Here is a 22,717-nt window from a genome sequence, read left to right as displayed (position 1 = left end):
ATATTTCCTGGGCGCTCTTTTCATTTTCCAGCGACCTCGTCAACATACGCGCCAAACACTGAAGGTGGGCACTCCAGGGTTGCCAATGAGCGCACTTCCTGCACCCGATAACGATGCCCCCCTCTTACATCGATCGCTGTAGAACACTGGCGGAATAGTCATGCCTGACACCCGTGGACAGGCGTTATTCACCTTTGCGTGTTCCTGATGCGCCCCTTATTTTTTCAGGATGAAAGAGATGCGAATTCAACTGCTGACAAGCGCACTGGCCCTGTCACTCGCCGGCTGCGGCTCCACCCCGAACAACCCGTCTGTCGATCTGGAAACGCCCAAGACCGCCAGCGACTATGCGCAATGCGTCCTGCCCAAATGGCAGGCTTTGAAACCTTCAACGACCCTGACCGAAAGCAAAGGCCACTACAAATTGCTGGTCTCGGGCAAAGTCGCGCAGGACGACATCCTCGAGGTTTTCAAAGGTAACCCCAATACGCGGGTATTTCTGTACCAGCGCGCCCCGCTGGCATCGGCCTTCGGGCAGAGCGCGCTGGAAAAAGCCGCCCGCGACTGCCTGTAGGCTGGCACGGCTCTGCACACCGGTGATGCAATCAGGGTGAACTTCACCTCTGCCCCTTCCTCTGAAATCCGACAACGCCCGTTTCGTCGGGTCACGGTTCAATCAGAGGAGACACCCCATGAGCACGCAATTGGTTGGCAAAAAAGTCCTGATCATCACCTCGAACACTGGCATCGAGCGGGACGAGTTGCTCAAACCCTTGAACACGCTGAAGGACCTGGGCGCCACCGTCACCCATGCTTCCATCGAGGGTGGAGAAACCCAGACCTTCGTTCAGGACACCGAGAAGGACACCCGCGTCACGTCCGACACACGTCTGGCCGGGTTGTCTGCCGGTGAATACGACGTACTTGTCATTCCTGGCGGCACCGTCAACGCCGACACCTTGCGTCAGGACGCCGACGCACAGCGCTTGGTGAGTGACTTTGCGAGCTCGGGCAAGACCATCGCTGCCATCTGCCACGGCCCCTGGCTGTTGATCGACGCTGGCGTGGTGAAAGGCAAGACCCTGACCTCCTACCCGAGCGTGCGCCCCGACCTGCTCAACGCCGGCGCCGCCGAATGGGTCGATGAACAGGTCAAACAATGCGGTGCCAACGGCTGGACGCTGATCACATCGCGCAATCCGGACGACCTGCCCCCGTTCAGCGAAGCCATCGCCAAGTCGCTCCAGTCCGCCTGACCTGTGCGGCGCGACCTGCGCGGCGCGAAGCTGCAGCGGCCTGACGGTCGTTGCAGCCGGTCCGTTGGCGTAGCAAATACTTGAAACCAACGCTCACCGACGCCAGTCGACATCGATAGTCGCAACGGCTTCTGCCGGTTCCGCGGGCACTCCGGAGATCCCTGAGGCGTACTGGGCTCTCGCCGCGGAACGGAGCAGCGACCTGACTAAACGCGAGGAGGACTCAAACGTCTTCGGATCAACCCCATGACGTTTCCCCATCGAACCACTCGCTCAGCCTGAATGCGTGAGCGCCTGACCAGCTTTATCTGAGCGGAAGACACGCAATGCAGCCGATCAAACACCGGGCCGAACCCGGCGATGACACCCTGGGTGGCGGCATGCCCGGCGCGAGTGTCGCTCTGCCCAAGACGGGCAACTGGCTCAAGCGCCTGCTGGCATTCACCGGGCCCGGTTACATGGTTGCCGTGGGCTATATGGACCCTGGCAACTGGGCAACCGATCTGGCCGGTGGCTCGAAGTTCGGCTACCTGTTGCTGTCCGTCATCCTGCTTTCCAACCTCATGGCCATCGTGCTGCAGGCCCTTTCCGCTCGCCTGGGCATCGTCACCGGTTGGGACCTGGCGCGCGCCTGCCGCGAACGCTACAGCCGTCCGGTGTGCATTGCGTTGTGGCTGGCCTGCGAAATCGCCATCATCGCCTGCGACCTCGCCGAGGTCATTGGTACCGCGATTGCCCTTAATCTGCTGTTCGGTATTCCCCTGGTGTGGGGCGCGGTCATTTCGGCGGTCGACGTCTTCCTGATCTTCCTGCTCATGGGCAGAGGCTTCCGCGCCCTGGAGGCCTTCGTCATCGCGTTGCTGCTGATCATCTTCAGTTGTTTCGCGATCCAGATGGTGCTCGCCCAGCCTGACATGGCCGAGCTATTGGGCGGTTTCATTCCCAAGGCCGAAATCGTCACCAACCCGGCGGCGTTGTATCTGGCGATCGGCATCATCGGCGCCACCGTCATGCCCCATAACCTCTACCTGCACTCCTCCCTCGTCCAGACTCGGGCTTACCCGCGCACTGAAGCAGGCCGCCGTCTCGGCTTGCGCTGGTCAGTGACCGACAGCACCATCGCCTTGACACTGGCGTTGTTCGTCAATGCGGCGATCCTGATCACCGCCGCCACGGTGTTTCATAAGGCGGGCAAAACGGATGTGGTGGAAATCGAGGAGGCCTATCACCTGCTGTCGCCTATGCTCGGGGTCGGCATTGCTTCAACGCTCTTTGCGGTGGCGCTGTTGGCCTCCGGCATCAATTCGACCGTAACGGCCACCCTCGCCGGGCAGATCGTGATGGAAGGTTTTCTCAAGATGCGCCTGCCCGGCTGGGTGCGGCGGCTGCTGACCCGGGGCCTGGCGATCATCCCGGTGATTGTCATCACCAGCCTGTACGGCGCGGAGGGCACCGCCAAGTTGCTGGTGTTGAGTCAGGTGATTCTATCGATGCAACTGCCTTTCGCCATCATTCCGTTGGTGAACTTCGTCTCGGACCGCAAGCTGATGGGCAATTTCGTCACGGGGCCGGTGCTGACCGCCCTGGCGTGGGCGATCGCCCTGCTCATCGTGGGCTTGAACGGCGTATTGCTGCTAGGAATGTTCTCGGACTGACGTCGAGCCCCCGGGGCCTCGACAGCGTTCGACACGCGGGCGGTGGCAGGCGTGTGCAGGGCCCGCCGCCGTCCGCGCTCAGGCTGCGCTCAATGGCTGTCGCCGTGATCGTGCCCCATGTTCATCGCATCGTGCATCGACCGGGCTGGGGCGCTGACCTGCAGGGTTTCCCGCACGCCACCGTCGCTTTCGATGGTCAGGATCAGGGGCACTTGGTCGCCCTCCTTGATCTGCCCCTTCAAGCCCATGAGCATGACGTGATAACCGTCCGGATCGAGCGACACGGTCTTGCCCGCAGGCAGCGGAACCGAATCCACGGGGCCCATGCGCATCACGTCATGGCTCATGCTCATTTCATGCACCTGCACATCGCTGGCGACCGGCGACGCTACGCTCAGCAAGCGGCTGTCGGTCTGCGCCGTGATGCGCATGAAAGCGCCGGAAGACGGCTGCCCTGGTACCGTGGTGCGCACCCAGGGATCCTCCACGCGGGTCTGGGCCATGGCGGAAAGACTCACTCCGGCCAACAACGACACAGCCAAAGCGCGGCGCGCGGCACGGCCGGAAACGAAGGATGAAAACAAACCGGTCATCAGCAGACCTCCATGACAGTGAGCAAATCTTCCGCGCATTGCTTGGCGGACAGCGAAGGTGACAGCCCCAGACGCAGATTACCCCGCGAATCGAACACGAAACTGGTGGCGGTATGGGACATGGTGTAGGTGTCGCCAATCGGTTCCTTCTCGTAGAACACGCCAAATTCCTTGGCGACCTGCTGCGTTTGTTCAAGCGTCCCCCGCAGGGCAACGAAGCTCGGGTCGAACTGCTTCACGTAGGCGTCGAGGATCTGCGGGGTATCACGCTCAGGGTCGACGGTGATGAAGATCACCTGCAGGGTGCGGCCGTCCTCACCCATGATCTTCTTGATCTGCGCGGCACGCGCCAGTGCGGTCGGGCAGACCGATGGGCACTGGGTAAAACCGAAGAACACCATTGGCATCAAGCCACGGAAGCTGGACAAGGTCTTGACCTCGCCTTGAGTGTCCGTGAGCTTGAAAGTGCGGCCGCGGATTTCGTTGCTCAGATCCTTGCCGTGTTTGAAATTCAGCGCAGTGGTGGAACCATCGCAGCCTGCGAGAAGGCCCAGGCCGACGATGCCCATGCCACCCAGCACCTGACGACGGGTCAATAATTGATTCATGTGACGAACTCTCTGAAGCGGTCGGCGTCGATGCCGACCTTTGACCACCCCGCTGCCCCTTCAGAACGGGGCACGCAGGATGACGCTAAATGGCGTGCAAGCGCGGCGGCAGGTTCAGGGCGCCTGGGGTGCCCACCCGGGGAAAGCGTCTCGGGGCGGCCTGCGTAGACGATGGTCCGAACGCGGCATCGATGCGTTGGGTCTACGCGCCCAACGCCCCAGACCCAGGAAGAACACCACCGCCAGCGCCACGGTGCCGGCGAACGCGCAGTCGGTCATCGACAGCTTCATCAACTGGGCATGCTCACCGATGCTGGCCAGATCCGACTGCCCCGCCACCGCGTGGTGCTCACTGCAATCGACACCGGGCGGCAACTGGTTGAAGGCGCGCAGCATCTGCCCATGACTGAGGCTGCACACCATCCCGCTGAACAGGATGAAGCCGTACAGGATCCAGGCGATGAGCGGTTGGTGAGTTCGAACGAATTTCATGGGGCCACATTCTACATCGTCGCAGGCAGGCTCATGGAAGGGGGCATGATGACCGGGTGCGACAAAACCGCGCAGGCCGTTGGACGCTTCAGCGTCCCGAGCGCTCCTGCACGAACACGCGGGCCTGGCGCGTCAACTGGTCCATGTGCCGATCGCGCTGTTTCTCCGCGTCGGTCATCGCCCGCTTTCCGTGCTGGTTGAGCAGGTAGGCGTGGATCTGTCGCACTTCCACGGAGGTGTAAATGGGCGCGGTGTCCAACACGGCCACTTGCCCTTCGCTCTGATAGTGCCGGGTATTCATCAGCACCTGCGGGCCGCGCGCTCTGAGCACCTGAAAACCCATGGCTTCGAAATACGGCACCTTGTGAACGAAGCAGGCCAGTTCGGCGTGGGGATAACGCCTCTGCATGTCTGCCAGCATCGCCCGTGCCATGCCTTGACGGCGCCGATCGGCCCTGACGGCCATGTAGGCCACCGAACAGGCCTCGGGATCGCCTTGTGTCGGCAGGTACAGCAGAAAGCCCGAAACCTGCGAAGGGTCTTCGGCGTCCAGCGCCACGATCAGCTCCACCGGAAACCCCCGCGAACCGTCCATGGCCTGCAGGTACTGGTGCACCTCATGCCCGACGCCGTATTGATACAGCGGATACAACGGATTGCTCGGAGCAATGCCGACCATGCTGATGTCGGTCACGTAATCGACCACCATCTGCATGATCTGGCTGTCGATGAATTCCGGTGGAGGTGTGTCGAGGCGAGTGAGGGTGAACATGGCATTCCTGTTTCGGTAAAGGCAGCCCGACATCCCGTTGATGGATGGCGAGCGTGCACATCATACCTTGTTCCGGCCAAACCATCGGTATACCGATGCGGCACGGCCTGCCGAGCCACGGTCCGTTCAGCACATGGCGTCAGAACGTCAGCCGCGGTGGCTGCTCATCCAGGATCCTCGCCAGCCGTACCATCGTCACCCCCACCCCGAGATGCCGCAAGGAAGGCTGGACCAACACACAGTGGTCATGGGGCGTGACGATGGCGGTTTCGCCGTCCCAGGCGATGACGGTCCCCGCCTTTTCGATGACTTCCAGGCCGCGGAAGTCCTCGACGAAACTGAAATCCATGCTCCGCGCCACCACCGGGCAGGTGACCTCCAGAAAACGCTGTGGCCCCGGATTCTCCGGCCCCAGGAATTCGACGACGTCCTCGTGCCGCACCGCTCCGGTCGTCGACAGGAAGCGAGCCGCGGTGTCCAGCGCCACGTCCTGGCTGCGCCGGGAGAAGTGCTGGCCGGTTTCGATCAGCAGCGCATTCTTGTGGCTGGCCGGATCATCGAACCCCCGGAAATCCCGCAGGCGTCGGCCATTGGCGTGCCCGGCGTCGACCACCACCGTTTGCGGAACACCCAGGGTCGCGGCGAACGCGCGGCCCTTGTGCTGAGCACCGCACATCATCACCGGTGGGGCTTCCTCATGCATCGAATGAATGTCGAGCAGCAGGTCGACCGTCTCCACCACAGGACGCAACTGCCGCGCCCGACGCAGCTCGATCGAATCCTGGTCGCTGTCCAGTTTCTCGGGCAGCCAGACGCGGTTCATGTCTTCGTCCAGATAACGGGTCGCGTCGATGTCGCGCCGATCGAAGCGGTGGTACGCCTCGACGTTGCCGAAGGCCAGGGTCAAACGCCCCCTGATTGGACGCAACTGACGCTTGAGAAAGGCGTCCACGGTGATCGCGCCGCTGACCTCGTTGCCGTGGGTCAGTGCCATGATCATTACGTGGGGCCCGGCGACACCGCTGTCGAAGGTATGCACGTAATCGACGCCGTGAGTCCCGGCTTCCCACCGCCGAATATCGGGAAACTCGACCTCGATCGGGTAAGGCTTCAACGCGGCACGTACGTGTTCAAGGGTTTTCATATCAGTCTCCAGCAGGCAATGGCTGACGCAGACCGGGGCCTCGCCTGGGCCGTCGGCAGCGTGGATCGTTGAAAGATGTCAGGGGGTTCAGGCTGGCGCGTGCCGATGCATGCGACGGCCCAGGAGGATCACGGCAATGACACTGACCAGCGACGTGGCCATCACATAAAAGCTGGGCGCCAGCTTGCTGCCCGTGGCCTCGATCATCCAGGTCACGATCAGCGGCGCAAAACCGCCGAACAGCGTGACCGAGAAGTTGTAACTCAGCGCCAGGCCCGTGCCGCGGATACGGGTGGGAAAGATGTCGGCGAGCATGGCCGGGATCGGCCCCAGACACGCGGCGATCAAGACGCCCACCACCGCCTGGACCCACAGCAACGTCGAAACGCTGGGAAAGTGGTTCAACCAGAGGAACATCGGGTACGACGACAGCCCGGTGATCAGTAACGCCAAGGTCAGCACGCGGAAGCGCCCGTAGCGGTCCGACAGGCTGCCGAACACCGGCGCCATCAACATCAGCGTCACCCCCGTGACCAACGCGCCGAGGTACGAAGAAGTGGCCGCGATCTGCAGTTGCTTGAGGGCATAGGTCGGCATGTACAGCTTGTGCACGTAGTTGAACGCCGTTGCGCCTGCGACCACGCCAATGGCCAGCAGCAGGCTGTCGCGGCCTTTGGTCAAGACATCGCGCAACGGGGTCTTCTCTTCGGATCGGGTCGCCACCTGTTGGAAATCCGGGGTTTCGTCGATCTGGCTGCGGATGTAGAACCCGACCGGCCCGATCAGCAGCCCGATACCGAAGGCCACGCGCCAGCCCCAATCGTTGAGCTGCACGTCAGTCAGCACATGGCTGAGCAGCGCACTGACCCCAGCGGCCAATACCGTCGCCAGGCCTTGGGTCGACAACTGCCAACTGGCGAAGAAGCCGCGTCGGCTGGCATCGGCGTGCTCGACCATGAAGGCCGTCGCCGCACCAAATTCGCCGCCGGTGGAGAAGCCCTGCAACATCCGGGCAACGATGATCAGCAAAGGCGCCGCCAGACCGATCTGCTGGTACGACGGGGTGAAGGTAATCAGCGCGGTGCCAACGAGCATGATCAGGATGGACAGTGTCAACGACGCCTTGCGTCCGGCGCGGTCCGCGTAGGAACCCAACACGAGGGCGCCCAGCGGTCGCATCAGAAACGAGATGCCGAACGAGCCGACGGCCAGCAGCAGCGAGGTGGTTTCATTGTCCGACGGAAAGAACAACTTACCGATGACCACCGCGAAGTAGCCGTAGATCAGCAAGTCGTAGAATTCCAGTGCGTTGCCGAAACTGGCCGCGACGATTTCTTTCCACGGGCCTCGTCGAGCGGGCCTCGCAACGGTATTCACGGTAGAGGAATGGAGGGTCATGAAAGTGGCTTCCGGGTCTGTTTCACTGTTGACGATCACGTTCGCGAACGCAGGGCATGCGAACCGATGGCAGTTTTTTATTGGGTGAAAACAACCGGACGGCGATTGAAGGTCTGCGCCTTCATTGGCCATCCGGCCCAAGGCCACAGTGAATCAGACGTGGAAGCAGGACAATTGCCGATTGGGCACAGGCTTGAGCTTATTCGGCACGGGGCCGCAGCGATGGGGGTCGGCGCTGGCCGAGGGCATGTCGATTGTTCTGCCCCGCACAAGAACAGTGCACCGTGCTGCTGTGCGGGTCGGCGGCATCCGCCTGTTTGAAGCGGAGGCCTAGGCCGTTTGAGGCTCCGGGCTCAATGCCTCCCAGACCCTCATCACCCGCTCACTGCGGTTCGAGCGCAACCGATGCAGCGAGATGTCGAAACCGATGCGCATCTCCGGGTCACCTGCGATCAGCAACTCGCCGGCGGCCAATGCCTCCTTCACCACCATGCCCGGCAGCCACGCCAACCCGCCACCGCGCAGTGCCATCTCCAGGATCGCTTCGTAGGAATCGGCCTGATAGATCATCCGCAACGCCAACCGGTGAGGCAGCCGTGCCAGGTGCTGGGCCAAAACGCCTCGCAACGACAGCGTCGGCGAAAAACCCAGCCAAGGGATGCTCGACAGCTCGCTGTCCGTCTGGATCGAGAACAAGGGGCGGCCCTGCGCATCCGGTGCGCTGACCGGGAGCAGTTCTTCCTGAGCCAGCACTCGAGAGTCGAAACGTTCGCTGTCGATCAGGATCCGGGTCAAGGGGCTGGAAAAAATCAGTTGGAGGTCAACTTCCCCGGCGGTCAGTTTGGCGATCGCCTCCTGGGCACCGCCGGTGACCAACGACACGGGAAAGGCGCCGATCCGATCGTGCAGCGACTGGTACCAGTCCGGGAAAAACACCCGGGCCAAGGTTCGCCCCGTGGCAATGCGCAGCGGCTCGTCACGGTTCATGCCCAGATGGCGGAACTGCGCGCGCGCTGCCAGCAGCAGTTCCATCGACTGGGTGGCGGCGTCCAGAAACAATACCCCCGCGGGGGTGAGCGACAGGGGTTGCTTACGCTCGATCAGCGGGACCCCGACCCAATCTTCAAGCGCACGAATGCGCCGCCCGAAGGCCGGGTGCGTCACACAACGAATCTCCGCCGCCCGGGAAAGGCTGCGGGTGCGCGCCAGTTCGATGAAGTCTTCCAGCCATTCCAATTGCATCGTTCGCTCTGCCCACGGTAGTCGCCCGGAGCAGGCATTTGCGCACAAGCGCGAGCGCTTGTCATGGGGCATTCGAGGAAAACAGAAGCCTGGCGCCTGTCTCGGCTCAATGCGCCATCAACGTCGCCACATAATCGACGAACACCCGGGCCTTGGCGCTGGTCATGCGACCTGCGGGGAACACGGCCCAGAGGTCGATCGGCGGCAGCGACCAGTCATCGAGTACCGTCACCACCTCACCGCGGGCCAGTTCGGGAGCGAACATCCACTCCGAAGCCATGGCCAGACCGAGGTTGGCCTTCACCGCGGCGCGCACGCCCTCGGCCGCCGACACCTTCAGGCGCCCCGCCATGGTCACGGTGCGCTGTTCATCGCCGTTGCCCATTGCCCAGGTCTCGCCACCGCCGCCGCGGTGATAGAGGATCGCGTGATGGCTGGCGAGGTCATCGGGATGCTTCGGCAAGCCATGGCATTCGAAATACGCCGGGGTGGCGAGGATCCTCCGTCGCCCCTGCGCGATTTTCTTCGCGGTCATCGAGGAGTCCGCAAGCACGCCCATCCGCAGCGACACGTCGATCCCCTCTTCCACCAGATCGACGCTTCGGTCGTCCAGCACCATCTCGATGGTCAGTTGCGGATGCTGCTGAAGCAGCGGCCCCAGGAATGGCATGATCCGCAGGCTGGCGAAGGTCACCGGCGCGCTGACCCGCAGCCGTCCCGAAAACCCCGCACCGATTCCGCGAACCGCGGCATCGGCGGCGTTGGCTTGGTCGACGGCTAGCAACGCCGCCTCGTAATAGGTCTGTCCGGCTTCGGTGGGCGTCAGGCCACGGGTGGTCCGCAACAACAGGCGCGTGCCAAGCGCCTCTTCCAGCGAAGCGATGGACTTGGACACCGCAGGCTGGCCCACCCCCAGACGTTTGGCCGCCGCCGAAAACGAGCCGGTTTCCACCGCGCAGATAAAGGTTTCCATTGCCGCCAGACGATCCATTCAGGCTCCTTCTCAGCCAGAAGCTCAACGCACAACACCGCCACCCACGGTGACGGCGTTGCGCGAAGGTGATGATCAGCCGCGCAGTGCAGGCAGCAGATCCGTGGGTTCAGGGCGCTGAGTGTAATCCGGATTGACCTCGGCATACTTGATCAGACCGTCCTGACCGATGACGAAACGCGCTGGCATCGGCAGCACCCAGGCCGGGTCATCGTTGAACGTAGGCAAGTCATTGCCAAAGCCCTTGTACAGATCGATCAGGTAATCCGGCAGGTTGAAGCGCAAGCCGAACGCATGGGCGACCTCGCTCTTGATGTCGCTGAGGATCGGGAACGTCAAGTGATTCTGGCGTACCGATTTGCGGCTGTTGGCTTTCACCTGCGGAGAGATCGCCACCAGGCTCGCGCCGAGGGCCAGATACTCGGGAAGCGCCGCTTGGAGGGCCTGCAGTTCCATGTTGCAGTATGGGCACCAGACGCCCCGGTAAAAACTGATGACCAGCGGTCCCTTGGCCAGCAGGTCGGTGGAGGACACCGGGTTGCCATCCGGGTCGTTCAGTGTGAACACCGGTGCCTTGTCACCGACGCCCAACGCCCGCTCGGCCTGACCCGACGCGATCAACTGGTCGGTGGCACGCTTCATGATTGCGTGCACTTCAGGCGGTGCGTTGTACGGAGGCTTGCCAGCGACGAAATCGGCTTTGAAGGCGTCCAGGGTGGCTTGCAGGGTCATGATGTATTCCTTGTGGGTGATGAACAGGTGGTGAGTTCATCCTCTCAAGTCCCGGCTACCCCCAGTAGACAGCCGACGGCCATATCAGTCATGCCTGCCGGGAATGGCGATGCAAGTGGGCGCGAAGATGAACCGCTACCCGTTGGCGCACCTCCCTTCACAGGCGTTTTTCGGTCGGGATTGCAAAAAGCGGCCATCGCGTTGCAACCTCCGCCGAATCTTCGGCTCAGACTATTTCGACTCAGGCAAAATCGCGCATCATGGCGGCAGCCAGTTCAAGGGAGATCTTCATGCGCTTCACATCATTCATTCGCCTGGCGACGGTTTCGTGGCTGCTGGTGGCGACCGGGACGGCGTTGGCCAGCGAAGAATCCCAGTTGATTCAGACCATCAACACCTATCGCAGCGAGGCCCAGCCCTGCGCCAACGTGGTGTCCCAGGAGCTTCCACCGCTGAACATCGACCCCCGGCTCAACCTGCCGGCCAGCGGCGCGGTGGACCTGCAACCCATGCTGGCCCGGGCCTCCTACCCCATGGTCTCGGTGCAAGCCATCAGCCTGTCCGGCCCGCGTGATGCACCGGCGGCGATGAAGGCGATACAGGAAAGCTTCTGCCAAGTGGTGCTCAATCCACAGTTCGTCGACATCGGCGTCAGCCGTAACGACCGCGACTGGCGTATCGTGCTGGCCCGGCCGCTGCTGGCCGGCGGCCTCGGCAATGCTCAGGCCGAAGGGCAGAAAATGCTCGGCCTGATCAATGCTGCCCGCAGTGTCCCTCATCAATGCGGCGGGCAGCCTTACGGCCCGGCCTCACCGCTGAGCTGGAATGACGCACTGGCGAGCGCAGCAGAAGGCCACACCCGCTCCATGGCCAACAACAACTACTTCGACCACAAAGGCCGCAACGGCGGTACGCCAGGGGACCGCGCCGAACTGGCAGGCTACATCGGCCAGGCCATCGGTGAAAACATCGCCGCCGGCCAGGACAGTGCGCGCAAGGTCGTGGAAGGATGGCTGGCCAGTCCCGGGCATTGCGCCAACATCATGAATCCCGCGTTCAAGGAACTGGGCGCGGCTTACGCGGTGGACCCCAAGAGCGATGCCGGGATCTACTGGACGGCCCTGTTCGGCGTGCAGCAATAGGGCCGCCTTCGAGGCCCGCCCCCCACGGACTCCGCCTCCTCGCGCGTAAAAAGGGTTTAGCGACGGAGCCCCCCCGCTGCACCTTGCCGCATCATTTCGCCTTTCCGTCCTGAGGTTTGTAGAACAGGAATTTCTCGGTCTCGGCCGTCCTGACGTACGTCGACGCCCAAGCGGGCTTCACGTGACGGTCGTGGAAATACATCGCTCCCCGGGTGCGGTCGGGTAATTGCTGGTTAAGGGCCTTGCGGGCAATTTCCTTGGCGGCGGCATAACGGTCATCTTCCTTGACCTGATCGGATTTGCCGTCACACCACCAGGAAAACTGGCAGGCTTTTTTATCCGCACCCTCCTTGACCACCGCGCAAATGGTACTGGGGTAGCCCTCATGCCCGAGGCGGTTGAGCACCACATCGGCCACCCCTTCCATGTCCGCGTCCGTACCGCCCTTGGCCTCCCAATAGAGGGTGCGCGACAGGCAAACGAGCGCATCATCCACCGGCTGCGCACCGGCGGGGTCCACGATCTGGGCTTCGGCCCGGCTGATGGTTTCGCTTCTGGGGACGGCCGGCGGCGAGCCGTCTTTTTCGGCAGCCTTCTCCTCTAGCGCCTGGGCCTTGTCGACGACGGCCTCGGGCTGCGGCGGGGTTTCCATGGCAATGGCGTGGGTCGGGATACTGGCGATGCCCAGGCAGATCGAAAGGTAGATGAAACGCATCGTCGAACCTTTTGCGTAAGGCGAGCGGCCCTGCACCCGCTCACGGCTTCGCAGCGCCAAGACCGCGCCCGCGGCAGAGTCGGAACAACGCAAGTGACCGTCGACAAGTGATGGAGTGGTGTCGGGAAACGCTGAGGAATCGCCGTGAAGCATAGCGCGCCGCGCGTGGCGGAGAAACGGCCGAACTCCATTTTTCCACGAGTGAGTAATCGGCCTTCGGCGACGCTCATGCAAACGCCCCGCCGATCACCCCTCACTCGTTTTGACCCTGCCACATCGAACGGAAAATACGCTGGGATTCCGTCGTCGGCTGAACCGGGCCGACCACAATGCTGACCTTCAGGGAAATACCCGGGCAGGGCTGTGTCGCTCGGTTTCCGGGCCCTGCTCGGTGAAATGCCGCAGGTGCGTCAGCGCCTGGCCTTGCCCGTCGAACAGGTGACAGCGCGGACCCGCCACGCCGATCGACAACGCCTGCCCGACGGCAACCTGTGACAGGCCGTCACCCTTGATCATCAAATCGTGACCGCCAGGCGTCTGGCCATGGATGAACGTCTCTCCGCCCAAGTGCTCGACCACCAACGCTTTGATCGGAATCTGCGCATCGCCCGCTGCGTTTTCGGACAGGTGCTCCGGACGCAACCCCAGGGTCAGCGAATCCCCTGCCTTGACGCTCTCGCCGTTGACCGGCACCCGTAAATACCCGCCCCCCGGCAGTTCGACCTGAACGCCTTCGGCTGTGGCTGAGAGCGCCTGAACCGGTAGAAAGCTCATCTGCGGCGAGCCGATGAACCCCGCAACGAAGCGGTTGCGCGGATGGTGATACAGCTCCAGTGGCGAACCCACCTGCTCGATGCCTCCCTTGTTCAACACCACAATCTTGTCGGCCAGGGTCATGGCTTCGACCTGATCGTGGGTCACATAGACCATGGTGGCCTGGAGGTCGGCGTGGAGTTTGGCGATTTCGATGCGCATCTGTACCCGCAGGGAGGCGTCGAGGTTCGACAGCGGCTCGTCGAACAAAAAGACTTCCGGCTCATGCACGATGGCGCGCCCGATCGCCACGCGTTGGCGTTGCCCGCCGGACAGCGCTTTGGGCTTGCGCGCCAGCAGCGGTTCGAGCTGAAGAATCCGCGCGGCATGCTGCACCTTGGCGTCGATCTGCGCTTTAGGGGTTTTCTGCATTTTCAGGCCGAAGGCGATGTTGTCGTACACCGACATGTGCGGGTACAGCGCGTACGACTGAAACACCATTGCCACGCCACGGTCCGCAGGCTCCAGGTAGGTCACGTCCCGCGTGCCGATTCGGATCCGGCCTTGGGTGATGCTCTCCAGCCCCGCGATGCAACGCAGCAACGTCGACTTACCGCACCCCGATGGCCCGACGAAGACCACGAACTCGCGGCTTTCGATACTCAGGTGGATGTCATGCAACACCTTGATGTCGCCATAGGCTTTCTCGACGCCACTCAAACTGAGCTCAGTCAAAATCGTGTCCCCTGAATTATTGTTGTGTGGGTCCGAACATTCGTGTCTCCGCCTGGACCGACTGCGCCGGAGTCAGGTCGGATTGCGTCGTCCTGCTTGACAGCCAGAAGTTTCGCTCTAGGATCATTTGTAATTCTAAAAATACAAATGTCAAGGAGTGAAGCGATGCGCGCGGCCTACATCCACGGCATCCGCGACATCCGCATCGGCGAAAAGCCGGTGCCGGTGCCGGTTGGCGACGAGATTCTGCTTCGCGTCAGCGCTGTCGGCGTCTGTGGCAGCGATTTGCATTACTTCAAGGAGGGCGCGATTGGCCACGCCCGCATCACTCAGCCATTCATCGCAGGCCACGAGTTCGCCGCACGCGTCGTCGACGACCACCCGACGCTCGGCCTGAAGGCCGGGCAACTGGTCGCAGTGGATCCGGCCAAACCCTGCGGCCATTGCGAATGGTGCCAGCGCGGCCATGTGAACCTGTGCCCCAACGTGCAGTTTCTCGGTTCCCCGCCCCACACCCACGGCGCGATGACCGAGTACATCGTCGTCTCGCCGGGTCAGGTCTACCCTGTACCGGATCACTTCACCCCGGTTCAAGCCGTCATGCTGGAACCCTTGGGCGTGGCGATTCACGCCATGGACCTGGCAGGCAGCAAGAAACTCTTCGAAACGGTGGCCATCATCGGCTGTGGCCCCATCGGCCTGTGCCTGGTGCAACTGGCCCGGATGCTGGGCAAGAAAGCCGTCTATGCCATCGACCCGATCAACTACCGCACCGAGAAGGCCCGGCAACTGGGGGCCGACCAGGTTGCTGCCGATCACGCCGCGATCGCCGAATGGACCGGTGGCCGTGGCGTCGATCTGGTGCTGGAAGCGACCAACGCCCCTGAAGGTTTTCAGATTGCCGCGCACGCGGCCCGCATCGGTGGCCGGGTGGTGCTGGTCGGCATTCCCGACGGCGATCAATACGCCCCCCTGAGCGCCTCCGTGCTGCGGCGCAAGGGGCTGGACATTCGCCTGTCCCGACGCATGGGCCATGTCTACGAGCGCGCCATCCAACTGGTGGCCCAGGGCGCGGTGGACGTCGATTGCCTGGTCACCCATCGCTTCGACCTGGAACAGGCCAGCGAAGCCTTCAGCTATCCCGCAGCCTTTCTCGATGGAGCACTGAAAACCGTAGTGCTGCCTCACCCGGACTGAACACGCGCGTCAGCGCAGACACCGCGTAACCCTCATCAACAACAATAAAGAGGTCACGTAATGAAGAAGCTGGTATGGAATGCCCTTGCCTTGACCGTCGCCCTGAGTGCGGCGGCAGGCTCGAACGCCGCGCAGGCCTGGACCCTGGAAGAAGCCTCGGCCCCTTACAAGGGCACCGAAATCAAGGCGATTTTCCTCGACCGTCCCGGATACGCAGCGGCGATCAAACTGCTGCCCGAATTCGAGAAAAAGACCGGAATCAAGGTCAATTACGAAATCGTCCCGTACGAAAACACCCGCGAGCAGGAAGTGCTGAGGTTCACCAGCGGTGAGCCGCTCGATGTGGTGCTCACGGATGTGGTCTGGATCGGCGAGTTCGCGGGCAATGGCTGGCTGGAACCGATCACCACGTTCACTCAGGACGCCAAGCTCGCCGACCCGAACTTGAAGCTCGACGGTTTCTTCCCGATCCTGCTGGAATCCTTTGGCGGCTGGGACGGCAAGACCTACGGCCTGCCGTTCGATAACTACTCAGGCCTGCTGTTCTACAACAAGTGCATGCTCAAGGAAGCCGGCTTCGACAAGCCGCCTGCGACCTGGGACGAATTGCTCAAGGACTACGCGCCCAAGCTCACCGACAAGGCCAAGGACCGTTACGCCTACGCACTGCAGTCGCGCCGAGGTGAAACCCAGTCCGCCGACAGCTTCATGCGCTTCCTCTGGCCGTTCGGGGGTTCGCTGCTGGACGCCGGCTTCAAATCCAACCTCAACTCCAAAGCCTCACAGCAAGGTCTGCAATTCCGCCAGGACCTGATGCAGTTCATGCCACCGGGCATCGTCGACTATGACCATATCGAAGCGGTCAACGCCCTCGCCCAAGGCAAGGTCGCGATGATCACTGAATGGTCAGCGTTCTACAGCACCCTGGCAGACCCGGCCAAGTCGAAAATCACGGATTGCCTGGGGGTGGCCACCGAACCGAAGGGGCCTGCGGGCCTCAAGCCAGCCTTGGGCGGTTTCTCCCTGGGGGTGAATGCCAGCGCCGACGAGAAAAAGAAAGCGTCGGCCTGGCTGTTCATTCAGTGGGTGACCTCCGAGGCGATGGCCAAACCGTACCTGGAAGCCGGTGGCGTGAGTGGCCGGATGTCAGTCTACAAAGACGCGGACGTGCAGAAGAAATACCCGTTCGTACAGCCCATGGTCACGTCGTGGGAGGGCGGCGTGCCTGACTACCGTCCGCGCTTCCCGCAGTGGCCGGAGATCTCCGAAGTGGTCGGCGAAAACGGCACGGCGATCATGCTGGGCAAGACCAGCGTCGAAGCCGGGGCCAAGGCCATCGGGACGAAGATGGAGGACATCCTGAAGAAAGCGGGTTACTACGATGGCAAGGTCAAGCTATTGAAATAACCGGTGCACGCCCCGCCCTTCGGCCAAGAGGCCGTCGGCGCGTGGCAGGCCTGCGTTCGGTTGCCAGGCACTCGATCGCGGGCCACCCATGCCCCTATGTCTGCGGCTGAAGCTGATCTCCGGAGAAACCCATCTGTATGTCCAGCCCTAAAAAACCGGTGTTCCCTACGTTGTGGAACAACACCCGGGCAGCGTTTTCCTTTCTGGCGCCGGCCACCGTCGCCCTGGCGCTGATCGGGATCTTCCCGACCGTCTTCGCGTTGGTCAATTCCTTCCGCCAGTACAACCTCGCCCGCCCCAAGGATGCGACCCCTTTCATCGGGTTCGATAACTACCTCACCGTTTTGGGAGATGCTTCCTTCTGGAGCGCGCTGGGGCGCACCGGATTGTTTCTGATCACGGTGGTGCCGATCCAACTCGCCCTCGGCCTGATCATCGCCTTGCTGTTGCACAAACCCGGCCTGTCCGGGGTCAAGCTGCTCGCGCGCATGAGCCTGGTGATTCCGCTGGCCACCGCCCCTGCGGTGGCGGGCCTGATCGGGCGGCTGATCTTCAATCGCGACTTCGGCGTGGCCAATGCCCTGCTGGCGATGCTCGATGCGGGTCCGGTGGAATGGCTGGGAGACACCACCAACGCCTTCATCGCCGTGGCCTTGATGGACATCTGGCAGTGGACGCCGTTCTGCGCCTTGGTGCTGCTGGCCGGGCTGACCATGGTGCCCAACGAAATCGAAGAAGCTGCCCGCCTGGAAACCCGCAGCCGCTGGCAGATCGTGCGCTACGTTCAACTGCCGTTCTTGCTGCCCAGCGCCACGGTTATTCTGATTTTGCGCACCGCTGACATCCTGAAGATGTTCGACACCGTATTCACCATGACCCGAGGGGGCCCCGGTGCGGCGACCGAGCTGGTGAGCGTTTACATTCAGCGGGTGGGGTTCCGTGTGTTCGATCAGGGCATCGCCTCGGCCCAGGCGATTCTATTGTTGATCCTGACCATCGTGCTTGCGCGCCTGTACATCAAATTCGTCTACCGGGAGATCTGACATGGCCACCGTTTCCGCTGCACACACCGTGGCTGCGCCCGAGCAGGTTCGCCCCGGGCAGGTTCGCCCCGGCATGAAAGTCAACGCCTGGCATGTCGTGGGGCTGCTGGCCATCGTGCTGTTCGCGGTATTTCCGTTTTACTGGATGGTCGCCACGAGCCTCAAGACCCAGGCCGAAGCGCTGGCATCGCCTCCGGTGTGGGCCTTTACCCCGCACCTCGACAATTACGTCAAGGTGCTGTTCGAGCGCGACGTGCTGCACAGTCTCGGCAATTCGCTGATCGTTGCCGTGTGCACCACGGTGCTGGCGATCGGTCTCGGCACGCCGGCCGCCTATGCGCTGGCGCGTTTTGAATTCCGCGGCAAGGAGGACCTGTGGTTCTGGTTCATCACCAACCGCATGCTCAGTCCGATTGTCGTGGCGCTGCCCATTTTTCTCATGGCGCGTAGCCTGAGCCTGATCGACACCCACTTGGTGCTGATCCTGGTCTACCTGACGTTCAACCTGCCGATTGTGGTGTGGATTTGCACCGACCAGTTTCGCGGCGTACCCAAGGACCTGGACGAAGCCGCGCGTCTCTCCGGTGCCTCGCGCTTTACTATCTTCTGGCGGATCGCCCTGCCGCTGGCCATGCCCGGCGTTGCGGTGTCGGCCATTTTCTCGTTCATTTTTTCCTGGAACGAGCTGCTCTATGCCCTGGTGTTGACCCGCAATGTCGCACGCACGGCGCCGGTCACCGCCACCAGCTTCATGAGCGGCTACGACTTGCCCTGGGGCGAGATCATGGCCACCGGAACCTTGATCGTGTTCCCTGTCATCATCTTCGCGTTGATGGTTTCCAAGCATTTGGTACAAGGTCTGACCATGGGCGCTGTAAAGTAGGCGCCCTCGCTTCGAGCGCCAAGGACACTGCCGTGCAGAATCGCTACCCGGAAACGATCCCCGACGCCGACCCGGTCAGCGCCGAGGATCAACTGAACATTCGCATCGCCTGGTACTACTACGTCAACAACATGACCCAACAGCAGATTGCCGATCGCCTGGGGATCACCCGCGTGCGGGTCAACAAAGCCTTGGCGACTTGCCGCGAAACCGGCGTGGTCCAGATTCGGATCAACTCGCCGCTGGCATCCTGCATCGAACTGGAAGACCGGCTGCAGGCGCATTTCGGGCTGGAACGCGTGACCGTCGTGCCCTCCCCGGACGATCCATCGACCATCTTCCGCGTGCTCGGCGTTGGCGTAGCGCCCAGCATCGAGGAGTACCTTCAAGACGGTTGCACCATCGCCGTCGGGTGGGGCCGTACCTTGCGTCAGGCGGTGCGTGAGCTGCAGGGCCGACCGCTGCCGAACATGAAGGTGGTCTCGCTGCTGGGGGGCCTGCATTACGGCTCGGCGAACAACACGGTGGAGATCGCGTCCAGCCTCGCCACCCTGTTCGGCGGCTCCTACTACTACCTCGCCGCGCCGCTGTTCGCGCCCTCCGAGGCCTATCGCGGGATGATCCTGGAAGAGGCTTCGGTTCAGGACGTCCTGGGCAAAGCGCGCAACGCCGACGTGGCGTTGCTGACCGTGGGCGACCTCAGCGAGCGTTCGCTGATGCTCGAACTGGGGCTGGTCAACCCACAGGACGCGCGCTCGCTGCGGGCCGCGGGTGCGGTGGGCGACTTGCTCGGACATTGGCTGGACCGCGACGGGATCGAGGTCAACCACCCGCTGAACCGCCGTGCGATTTCGCTGGACCCGGAAGACCTGCGCAAGATCAAGAAGGTCGTGCTGGTATCGGGTGGGCCCTACAAGGCGCAGATCATTCGCGCCGTCTTGCTGCGCAACGTGGTGCATGAGCTGGTCATCGATGAGAGCGCTGCCCTCGAATTGCTCGGCGCTGCCAGCGGATCGCACGACAACTGACCCTTGGGAGATGTTCATGGCAACCCACGATTTCACGGGCAAACGCATTCTGGTCACCGGCGCCGGCAAAGGCATTGGCCGGGAAACGGTGCAGTGGCTCAGCCGCTGCGGCGCCGAGGTCATAGCGGCGGGCCGCAACCCGGCGGATTTGGCGTACTGCGAACGCACCCTGGTGGTCGATCTGGCCGACGCGGCAGCGACTCAAGCGGCAGTCGAAAACACGCTGCCCATCGATCTGCTGGTCAACTGCGCAGGAGTGGTGGAGCTGGAATCGGTGCTCGACACGTCGGTCGAAACCTTCGATCACCTGATGGCCGTCAACGCCCGAGCCCCCATGGTGGTCGCTCAGGCGGTGGCGCGCGACCTGATCCGCCGGGGTCGGCCCGGCGCCATCGTCAATGTCTCGAGCTTGGCCGCCGCCGTGGGAACGCCCGATCATTTGGCCTATTGCGCGTCCAAAGCCGCGCTGGACGCCATGACCCGGGTCATGGCCGTGGAGCTGGGGCGTCATGGCATTCGGGTCAACAGCGTCAACCCGGTGGTGACCTTGACGCCAATGGCCGAAAAGGCCTGGAGTGACCCGGCCAAATCCGCTTCGATGCTCTCGCGCATACCGTTGGGACGTTTCGTCCAACCCGACGAAATCGCCTCGGCCATCGCCTTTTTGCTCAGCGACGACGCGGCGATGGTCAATGGTGTGACCCTGACCGTGGACGGCGGCTTCAGCGCAGGTTGAGTCGAGCCAGGCGCGGATAGAGGTCGCGCAGGCGGGGGTATAACTCGCGGTAGAGGCTCAGCAGTTCGCGATGAAATTCACGCAACCCCGGGTTGGGTACGAAGGTTTCGCCGCCCTGGGTCATCACCCGTGCGGCACTGGCAAAATCGGGGTAGCTACCCGCGCCTACTGCAGCGGCGATGCCTGCGCCCAGGCTTGAAGCTTCCTGAGTGCTGGCGCGGATCACCGGCCGGTCCGTCACGTCAGCGATGATCTGACACCACAGCCGACTCGCCGCTCCCCCACCGATCGCCACGAAGGTGTGCACCGGCTCGCCGGTGGCTTCGACCATCCGCTGGGTCGCGACGGCCTGCTCCAACGCGATGCCTTCCAGCACCGCACGGTAGATCTCGGCACGCCCGTGATCGGGCGACAGGCCCAGCAGGCAGCCTCGCGCATCCTGATCCCAGTACGGATTCATCACGCCGTTCCAGTACGGCAGCAAAATCAAACCGGCGCTGCCGGGCGGCACGCGTGACGCCTCCACTTCCAGCCGCACGAGGCTTTCGGGGTGGGCGCCCACGTCGATGTCGAAGAACTGCTTGAGCAGGCTGTTGATCAGCAGCGTGCCGGAGCGCAGGGACGTTTCAAGAACGTAGCCTTCACGATCCACGGCGCACAGGGTGCGAAAAGCATCGTCGACCTTCGGTTGGCTGGCGTACACCCCGGACACGATCGCCGTGCCGAGATTCAGGTACGCCGTGCCGGGGCTGACCACGCCAATTCCCAGGCCACCGGCCTGACCGTCGCCCCCGCCCGCGACCACCGGCGTGCCAGCCGGCAGCCCGGTGCACGCCTCGGCATGGGCAGACACCACGCCCAGCACTGAACCGGGTGCCAGCGCAAGGGGGAAACACTCGGGGCTCAACGCGATGGGCAACGCCTGCAGGACATCGTCGGCCCAGCGGTGCTGATGAATGTCGAACGCGCCGAACGGATCGGCGCTGGCCCAACTGGTCACAAACTGCCCGGTAAACTGCCGCACCAGCCACGCATGCGGTTCGTACACGTGGCGGATCCTGCCGAACATCTCGGGTTCGGCCTCCGCCAACCAGGCCAGGCTGTAGATGGCTGGCGCCCAGTCGTGGGGTTTGCCGGTGATGCGGTGCAAACGGTCGTGGCCCACCCGCTGGCACAGCGCTGCCACCTCATGCTTGCGGCGCTCGTCGAGCCACAGAATGGCCGGGCGCAGCAAGCCATCGTCCGCGTCGGTGACCGCGACGGTTTCACGCTGGTTGACCACCGATAGCGCCGCGATGGCGTGGTCCGCGATCAGGGGCAGCAGTTGCCTGACTGCGAGTTGCGTCGCTCGCCACCAGTCATGAGGGTCCTGCTCGTAGGCACTCACGCCAGGCCGAGCCAGGGCCAGAGGCGCCCGCGCCTGAGCCACCAGCCGCCCCTGCAGATCCCAGGCGATGGCCTTGCAGGTGGTCGTGCTCAGATCGATACCGATAACCAGCTTGCCCATGCACCCTGCTCCGTCACCGCCCGTGACCCGTCGAATCGAACGGCTAGACTAGCCGAAATCCGCCGAAAGATCCCTGTCGCACGAAGGTGGCTTCCCCTGGCGGCTGAGCCGCAAAGCCTGTCACACCCTCTTCACGCTCGCCCTCGTTGACAATTGCCCTGGGCCTCATCAAATCTTGCGGCTTCGACTCATTCGGGAGAGGCCCATGGCGAGCAAGGACGAAATCGCGGCATTCATCGCACGGGAATTTCCGCAGACCCGGATCGTGGTGGAGGACGTCGGCGAGCAAAGCGCGACCGTTTCCCAGGCCATCGATCACTCGGATCTGCGCCCAGGGGGAACGGTGTCAGGCCCGACCTTGATGGCCGTGGCCGATGTGGCGTTGTACGTTGCGGTGCTTGGCGCGATCGGCATCGTCCCGTTGGCGGTCACCACCAGCTTGACCATCAACTTCCTGCGCAAACCGCAAGCCGAGCGCCGGATCATCGCCGAGTGCCAATTGATGAAAGTCGGCAAGACCCTGGCCATTGGCGAGGTCTCGCTGTACGCCGAGGGGTCGCCCGACGCCGTGGCGCATGTGGTCGGCACCTACGCCATTCCGCCAGAGCACCTGCGATGAGGCGCGTTACCGCACCTCAGTGAACCCGCTTGAGGCGGGCGGCGCCGTATCCAGGTGCAAACCGCTCAT

At 62.9% G+C, this 22,717-nt stretch carries 23 protein-coding genes; 11 read left to right on the top strand and 12 right to left on the bottom strand.

The genetic code is table 11. From position 1 onward, the window contains the following. Nucleotides 1–238 precede the first annotated feature (238 nt). The 3 genes from DBP26_RS16050 (at nt 239) to DBP26_RS16040 (ending at nt 2,911) form a co-directional block, all read left to right on the top strand. Nucleotides 239–574, top strand: a complete 336-nt coding sequence (locus DBP26_RS16050) for a hypothetical protein (protein WP_108238517.1) — start codon at nt 239–241, stop codon at nt 572–574. A gap of 118 nt (nt 575–692) precedes the next feature. After that, a complete protein-coding gene (locus DBP26_RS16045; RefSeq protein WP_108238516.1) occupies nt 693–1,256 on the top strand; it encodes a type 1 glutamine amidotransferase domain-containing protein in 564 nt (187 codons plus the stop codon). A gap of 380 nt (nt 1,257–1,636) precedes the next feature. Next, nucleotides 1,637–2,911 (top strand): Nramp family divalent metal transporter, encoded by a 1,275-nt coding sequence (locus DBP26_RS16040; RefSeq protein ID WP_218565105.1) that lies wholly within the window; start codon nt 1,637–1,639, stop codon nt 2,909–2,911. Between the two features lie 89 nt (nt 2,912–3,000). On the opposite strand, the gene DBP26_RS16035 is transcribed toward DBP26_RS16040, so the two are convergent. The 9 genes from DBP26_RS16035 to DBP26_RS15995 all read right to left on the bottom strand — a co-directional run bounded on the left by DBP26_RS16035 (nt 3,001) and on the right by DBP26_RS15995 (nt 10,883). Continuing rightward, nucleotides 3,001–3,504, bottom strand: a complete 504-nt coding sequence (locus DBP26_RS16035) for a copper chaperone PCu(A)C (RefSeq protein ID WP_108238514.1) — start codon at nt 3,502–3,504, stop codon at nt 3,001–3,003. Continuing rightward, nucleotides 3,504–4,112, bottom strand: coding sequence for an SCO family protein (locus DBP26_RS16030; protein WP_108238513.1), 609 nt, complete (start codon nt 4,110–4,112; stop codon nt 3,504–3,506). The genes DBP26_RS16035 and DBP26_RS16030 overlap by 1 nt, the downstream gene beginning before the upstream one ends. Before the next feature lie 114 nt (nt 4,113–4,226). Continuing rightward, nucleotides 4,227–4,604 carry a hypothetical protein gene (locus DBP26_RS16025; RefSeq protein WP_108238512.1) on the bottom strand — a complete coding sequence of 126 codons (378 nt, stop codon included), beginning with the start codon at nt 4,602–4,604 and terminating at the stop codon, nt 4,227–4,229. Between the two features lie 88 nt (nt 4,605–4,692). Then, a complete protein-coding gene (locus DBP26_RS16020; protein WP_108238511.1) occupies nt 4,693–5,376 on the bottom strand; it encodes a GNAT family N-acetyltransferase in 684 nt (227 codons plus the stop codon). 139 nt (nt 5,377–5,515) lie between these two features. Next, nucleotides 5,516–6,520, bottom strand: a complete 1,005-nt coding sequence (locus DBP26_RS16015; protein ID WP_108238510.1) for a succinylglutamate desuccinylase/aspartoacylase family protein — start codon at nt 6,518–6,520, stop codon at nt 5,516–5,518. A gap of 87 nt (nt 6,521–6,607) precedes the next feature. Further along, on the bottom strand, nt 6,608–7,918 hold the full coding sequence (locus DBP26_RS16010) for an MFS transporter (RefSeq protein ID WP_108238509.1): 1,311 nt from the start codon (nt 7,916–7,918) through the stop codon (nt 6,608–6,610). Nucleotides 7,919–8,248: 330 nt separating this feature from the next. Then, complete coding sequence (locus DBP26_RS16005) at nt 8,249–9,160, bottom strand: LysR family transcriptional regulator (RefSeq protein WP_108238508.1); 912 nt, start codon at nt 9,158–9,160, stop codon at nt 8,249–8,251. A gap of 106 nt (nt 9,161–9,266) precedes the next feature. Beyond that, nucleotides 9,267–10,151: a LysR family transcriptional regulator gene (locus tag DBP26_RS16000; protein ID WP_108238507.1), complete on the bottom strand. Its 885-nt coding sequence runs from the start codon at nt 10,149–10,151 to the stop codon at nt 9,267–9,269. Nucleotides 10,152–10,226: 75 nt separating this feature from the next. After that, the gene (locus tag DBP26_RS15995) at nt 10,227–10,883 is read right to left on the bottom strand and encodes a peroxiredoxin-like family protein (protein ID WP_108238506.1); all 657 of its coding nucleotides are present in this window, start codon (nt 10,881–10,883) and stop codon (nt 10,227–10,229) included. Between the two features lie 290 nt (nt 10,884–11,173). On the opposite strand from DBP26_RS15995, the gene DBP26_RS15990 reads away from it, so the two are divergent. After that, on the top strand, nt 11,174–12,025 hold the full coding sequence (locus DBP26_RS15990) for a CAP domain-containing protein (RefSeq protein WP_108238505.1): 852 nt from the start codon (nt 11,174–11,176) through the stop codon (nt 12,023–12,025). Nucleotides 12,026–12,116: 91 nt separating this feature from the next. On the opposite strand, the gene DBP26_RS15985 is transcribed toward DBP26_RS15990, so the two are convergent. Both DBP26_RS15985 and ugpC read right to left on the bottom strand, forming a co-directional pair. Next, nucleotides 12,117–12,740: a cell wall hydrolase gene (locus DBP26_RS15985; protein WP_108238630.1), complete on the bottom strand. Its 624-nt coding sequence runs from the start codon at nt 12,738–12,740 to the stop codon at nt 12,117–12,119. 339 nt (nt 12,741–13,079) lie between these two features. Continuing rightward, a complete protein-coding gene (ugpC, locus tag DBP26_RS15980) occupies nt 13,080–14,228 on the bottom strand; it encodes a sn-glycerol-3-phosphate ABC transporter ATP-binding protein UgpC (protein ID WP_108238504.1) in 1,149 nt (382 codons plus the stop codon). 165 nt (nt 14,229–14,393) lie between these two features. Here ugpC and DBP26_RS15975 point away from each other — a divergent pair, with 165 nt between their 5' ends. The 6 genes from DBP26_RS15975 to DBP26_RS15950 all read left to right on the top strand — a co-directional run bounded on the left by DBP26_RS15975 (nt 14,394) and on the right by DBP26_RS15950 (nt 20,522). Further along, nucleotides 14,394–15,425 carry an alcohol dehydrogenase catalytic domain-containing protein gene (locus DBP26_RS15975; RefSeq protein WP_108238503.1) on the top strand — a complete coding sequence of 344 codons (1,032 nt, stop codon included), beginning with the start codon at nt 14,394–14,396 and terminating at the stop codon, nt 15,423–15,425. A gap of 60 nt (nt 15,426–15,485) precedes the next feature. Continuing rightward, complete coding sequence (locus tag DBP26_RS15970) at nt 15,486–16,832, top strand: sugar ABC transporter substrate-binding protein (RefSeq protein WP_108238502.1); 1,347 nt, start codon at nt 15,486–15,488, stop codon at nt 16,830–16,832. Nucleotides 16,833–16,969: 137 nt separating this feature from the next. Further along, the gene (locus DBP26_RS15965; RefSeq protein WP_108238501.1) at nt 16,970–17,875 is read left to right on the top strand and encodes a sugar ABC transporter permease; all 906 of its coding nucleotides are present in this window, start codon (nt 16,970–16,972) and stop codon (nt 17,873–17,875) included. A gap of 1 nt (nt 17,876) precedes the next feature. Continuing rightward, on the top strand, nt 17,877–18,758 hold the full coding sequence (locus DBP26_RS15960; RefSeq protein WP_218565101.1) for a carbohydrate ABC transporter permease: 882 nt from the start codon (nt 17,877–17,879) through the stop codon (nt 18,756–18,758). A 32-nt stretch (nt 18,759–18,790) separates the two neighbouring features. Then, nucleotides 18,791–19,786, top strand: a complete 996-nt coding sequence (locus DBP26_RS15955) for a sugar-binding transcriptional regulator (protein ID WP_108238500.1) — start codon at nt 18,791–18,793, stop codon at nt 19,784–19,786. A 16-nt stretch (nt 19,787–19,802) separates the two neighbouring features. Next, nucleotides 19,803–20,522: an SDR family oxidoreductase gene (locus DBP26_RS15950; RefSeq protein ID WP_108238628.1), complete on the top strand. Its 720-nt coding sequence runs from the start codon at nt 19,803–19,805 to the stop codon at nt 20,520–20,522. On the opposite strand, the gene DBP26_RS15945 is transcribed toward DBP26_RS15950, so the two are convergent. Next, a complete protein-coding gene (locus tag DBP26_RS15945; RefSeq protein WP_108238499.1) occupies nt 20,509–22,029 on the bottom strand; it encodes an FGGY family carbohydrate kinase in 1,521 nt (506 codons plus the stop codon). The two genes, DBP26_RS15950 and DBP26_RS15945, sit on opposite strands and share 14 nt — an antisense overlap. 205 nt (nt 22,030–22,234) lie before the next feature. Between DBP26_RS15945 and DBP26_RS15940 the strand changes: the two genes are divergently transcribed. Next, on the top strand, nt 22,235–22,648 hold the full coding sequence (locus DBP26_RS15940; protein WP_108238498.1) for a PaaI family thioesterase: 414 nt from the start codon (nt 22,235–22,237) through the stop codon (nt 22,646–22,648). Nucleotides 22,649–22,717 lie beyond the last annotated feature (69 nt).

The sequence above is a fragment of the Pseudomonas sp. RIT409 genome, from assembly GCF_003052515.2.
Taxonomy (GTDB): Bacteria; Pseudomonadota; Gammaproteobacteria; order Pseudomonadales; family Pseudomonadaceae; genus Aquipseudomonas.
This window is presented reverse-complemented; position numbering and strand designations above follow the sequence as displayed.

Bases quoted from the DNA above. Each gene is read 5' to 3' on its own strand.
- DBP26_RS15990 (WP_108238505.1), top strand. From the start codon at position 11,174: ATGCGCTTCACATCATTCATTCGCCTGGCGACGGTTTCGTGGCTGCTG.
- DBP26_RS16015 (WP_108238510.1), bottom strand. From the start codon at position 6,520: ATGAAAACCCTTGAACACGTACGTGCCGCGTTGAAGCCTTACCCGATC.
- DBP26_RS16030 (WP_108238513.1), bottom strand. From the start codon at position 4,112: ATGAATCAATTATTGACCCGTCGTCAGGTGCTGGGTGGCATGGGCATC.
- DBP26_RS16025 (WP_108238512.1), bottom strand. From the start codon at position 4,604: ATGAAATTCGTTCGAACTCACCAACCGCTCATCGCCTGGATCCTGTAC.
- DBP26_RS15965 (WP_108238501.1), top strand. From the start codon at position 16,970: ATGTCCAGCCCTAAAAAACCGGTGTTCCCTACGTTGTGGAACAACACC.
- DBP26_RS15995 (WP_108238506.1), bottom strand. From the start codon at position 10,883: ATGACCCTGCAAGCCACCCTGGACGCCTTCAAAGCCGATTTCGTCGCT.
- DBP26_RS15975 (WP_108238503.1), top strand. From the start codon at position 14,394: ATGCGCGCGGCCTACATCCACGGCATCCGCGACATCCGCATCGGCGAA.
- DBP26_RS16005 (WP_108238508.1), bottom strand. From the start codon at position 9,160: ATGCAATTGGAATGGCTGGAAGACTTCATCGAACTGGCGCGCACCCGC.
- DBP26_RS16045 (WP_108238516.1), top strand. From the start codon at position 693: ATGAGCACGCAATTGGTTGGCAAAAAAGTCCTGATCATCACCTCGAAC.
- DBP26_RS15940 (WP_108238498.1), top strand. From the start codon at position 22,235: ATGGCGAGCAAGGACGAAATCGCGGCATTCATCGCACGGGAATTTCCG.
- DBP26_RS15960 (WP_218565101.1), top strand. From the start codon at position 17,877: ATGGCCACCGTTTCCGCTGCACACACCGTGGCTGCGCCCGAGCAGGTT.
- DBP26_RS16050 (WP_108238517.1), top strand. From the start codon at position 239: ATGCGAATTCAACTGCTGACAAGCGCACTGGCCCTGTCACTCGCCGGC.
- DBP26_RS16020 (WP_108238511.1), bottom strand. From the start codon at position 5,376: ATGTTCACCCTCACTCGCCTCGACACACCTCCACCGGAATTCATCGAC.
- DBP26_RS15950 (WP_108238628.1), top strand. From the start codon at position 19,803: ATGGCAACCCACGATTTCACGGGCAAACGCATTCTGGTCACCGGCGCC.
- DBP26_RS15945 (WP_108238499.1), bottom strand. From the start codon at position 22,029: ATGGGCAAGCTGGTTATCGGTATCGATCTGAGCACGACCACCTGCAAG.
- DBP26_RS16010 (WP_108238509.1), bottom strand. From the start codon at position 7,918: ATGACCCTCCATTCCTCTACCGTGAATACCGTTGCGAGGCCCGCTCGA.
- DBP26_RS15985 (WP_108238630.1), bottom strand. From the start codon at position 12,740: ATGCGTTTCATCTACCTTTCGATCTGCCTGGGCATCGCCAGTATCCCG.
- DBP26_RS15970 (WP_108238502.1), top strand. From the start codon at position 15,486: ATGAAGAAGCTGGTATGGAATGCCCTTGCCTTGACCGTCGCCCTGAGT.
- DBP26_RS16035 (WP_108238514.1), bottom strand. From the start codon at position 3,504: ATGACCGGTTTGTTTTCATCCTTCGTTTCCGGCCGTGCCGCGCGCCGC.
- DBP26_RS16040 (WP_218565105.1), top strand. From the start codon at position 1,637: ATGCCCGGCGCGAGTGTCGCTCTGCCCAAGACGGGCAACTGGCTCAAG.
- DBP26_RS16000 (WP_108238507.1), bottom strand. From the start codon at position 10,151: ATGGATCGTCTGGCGGCAATGGAAACCTTTATCTGCGCGGTGGAAACC.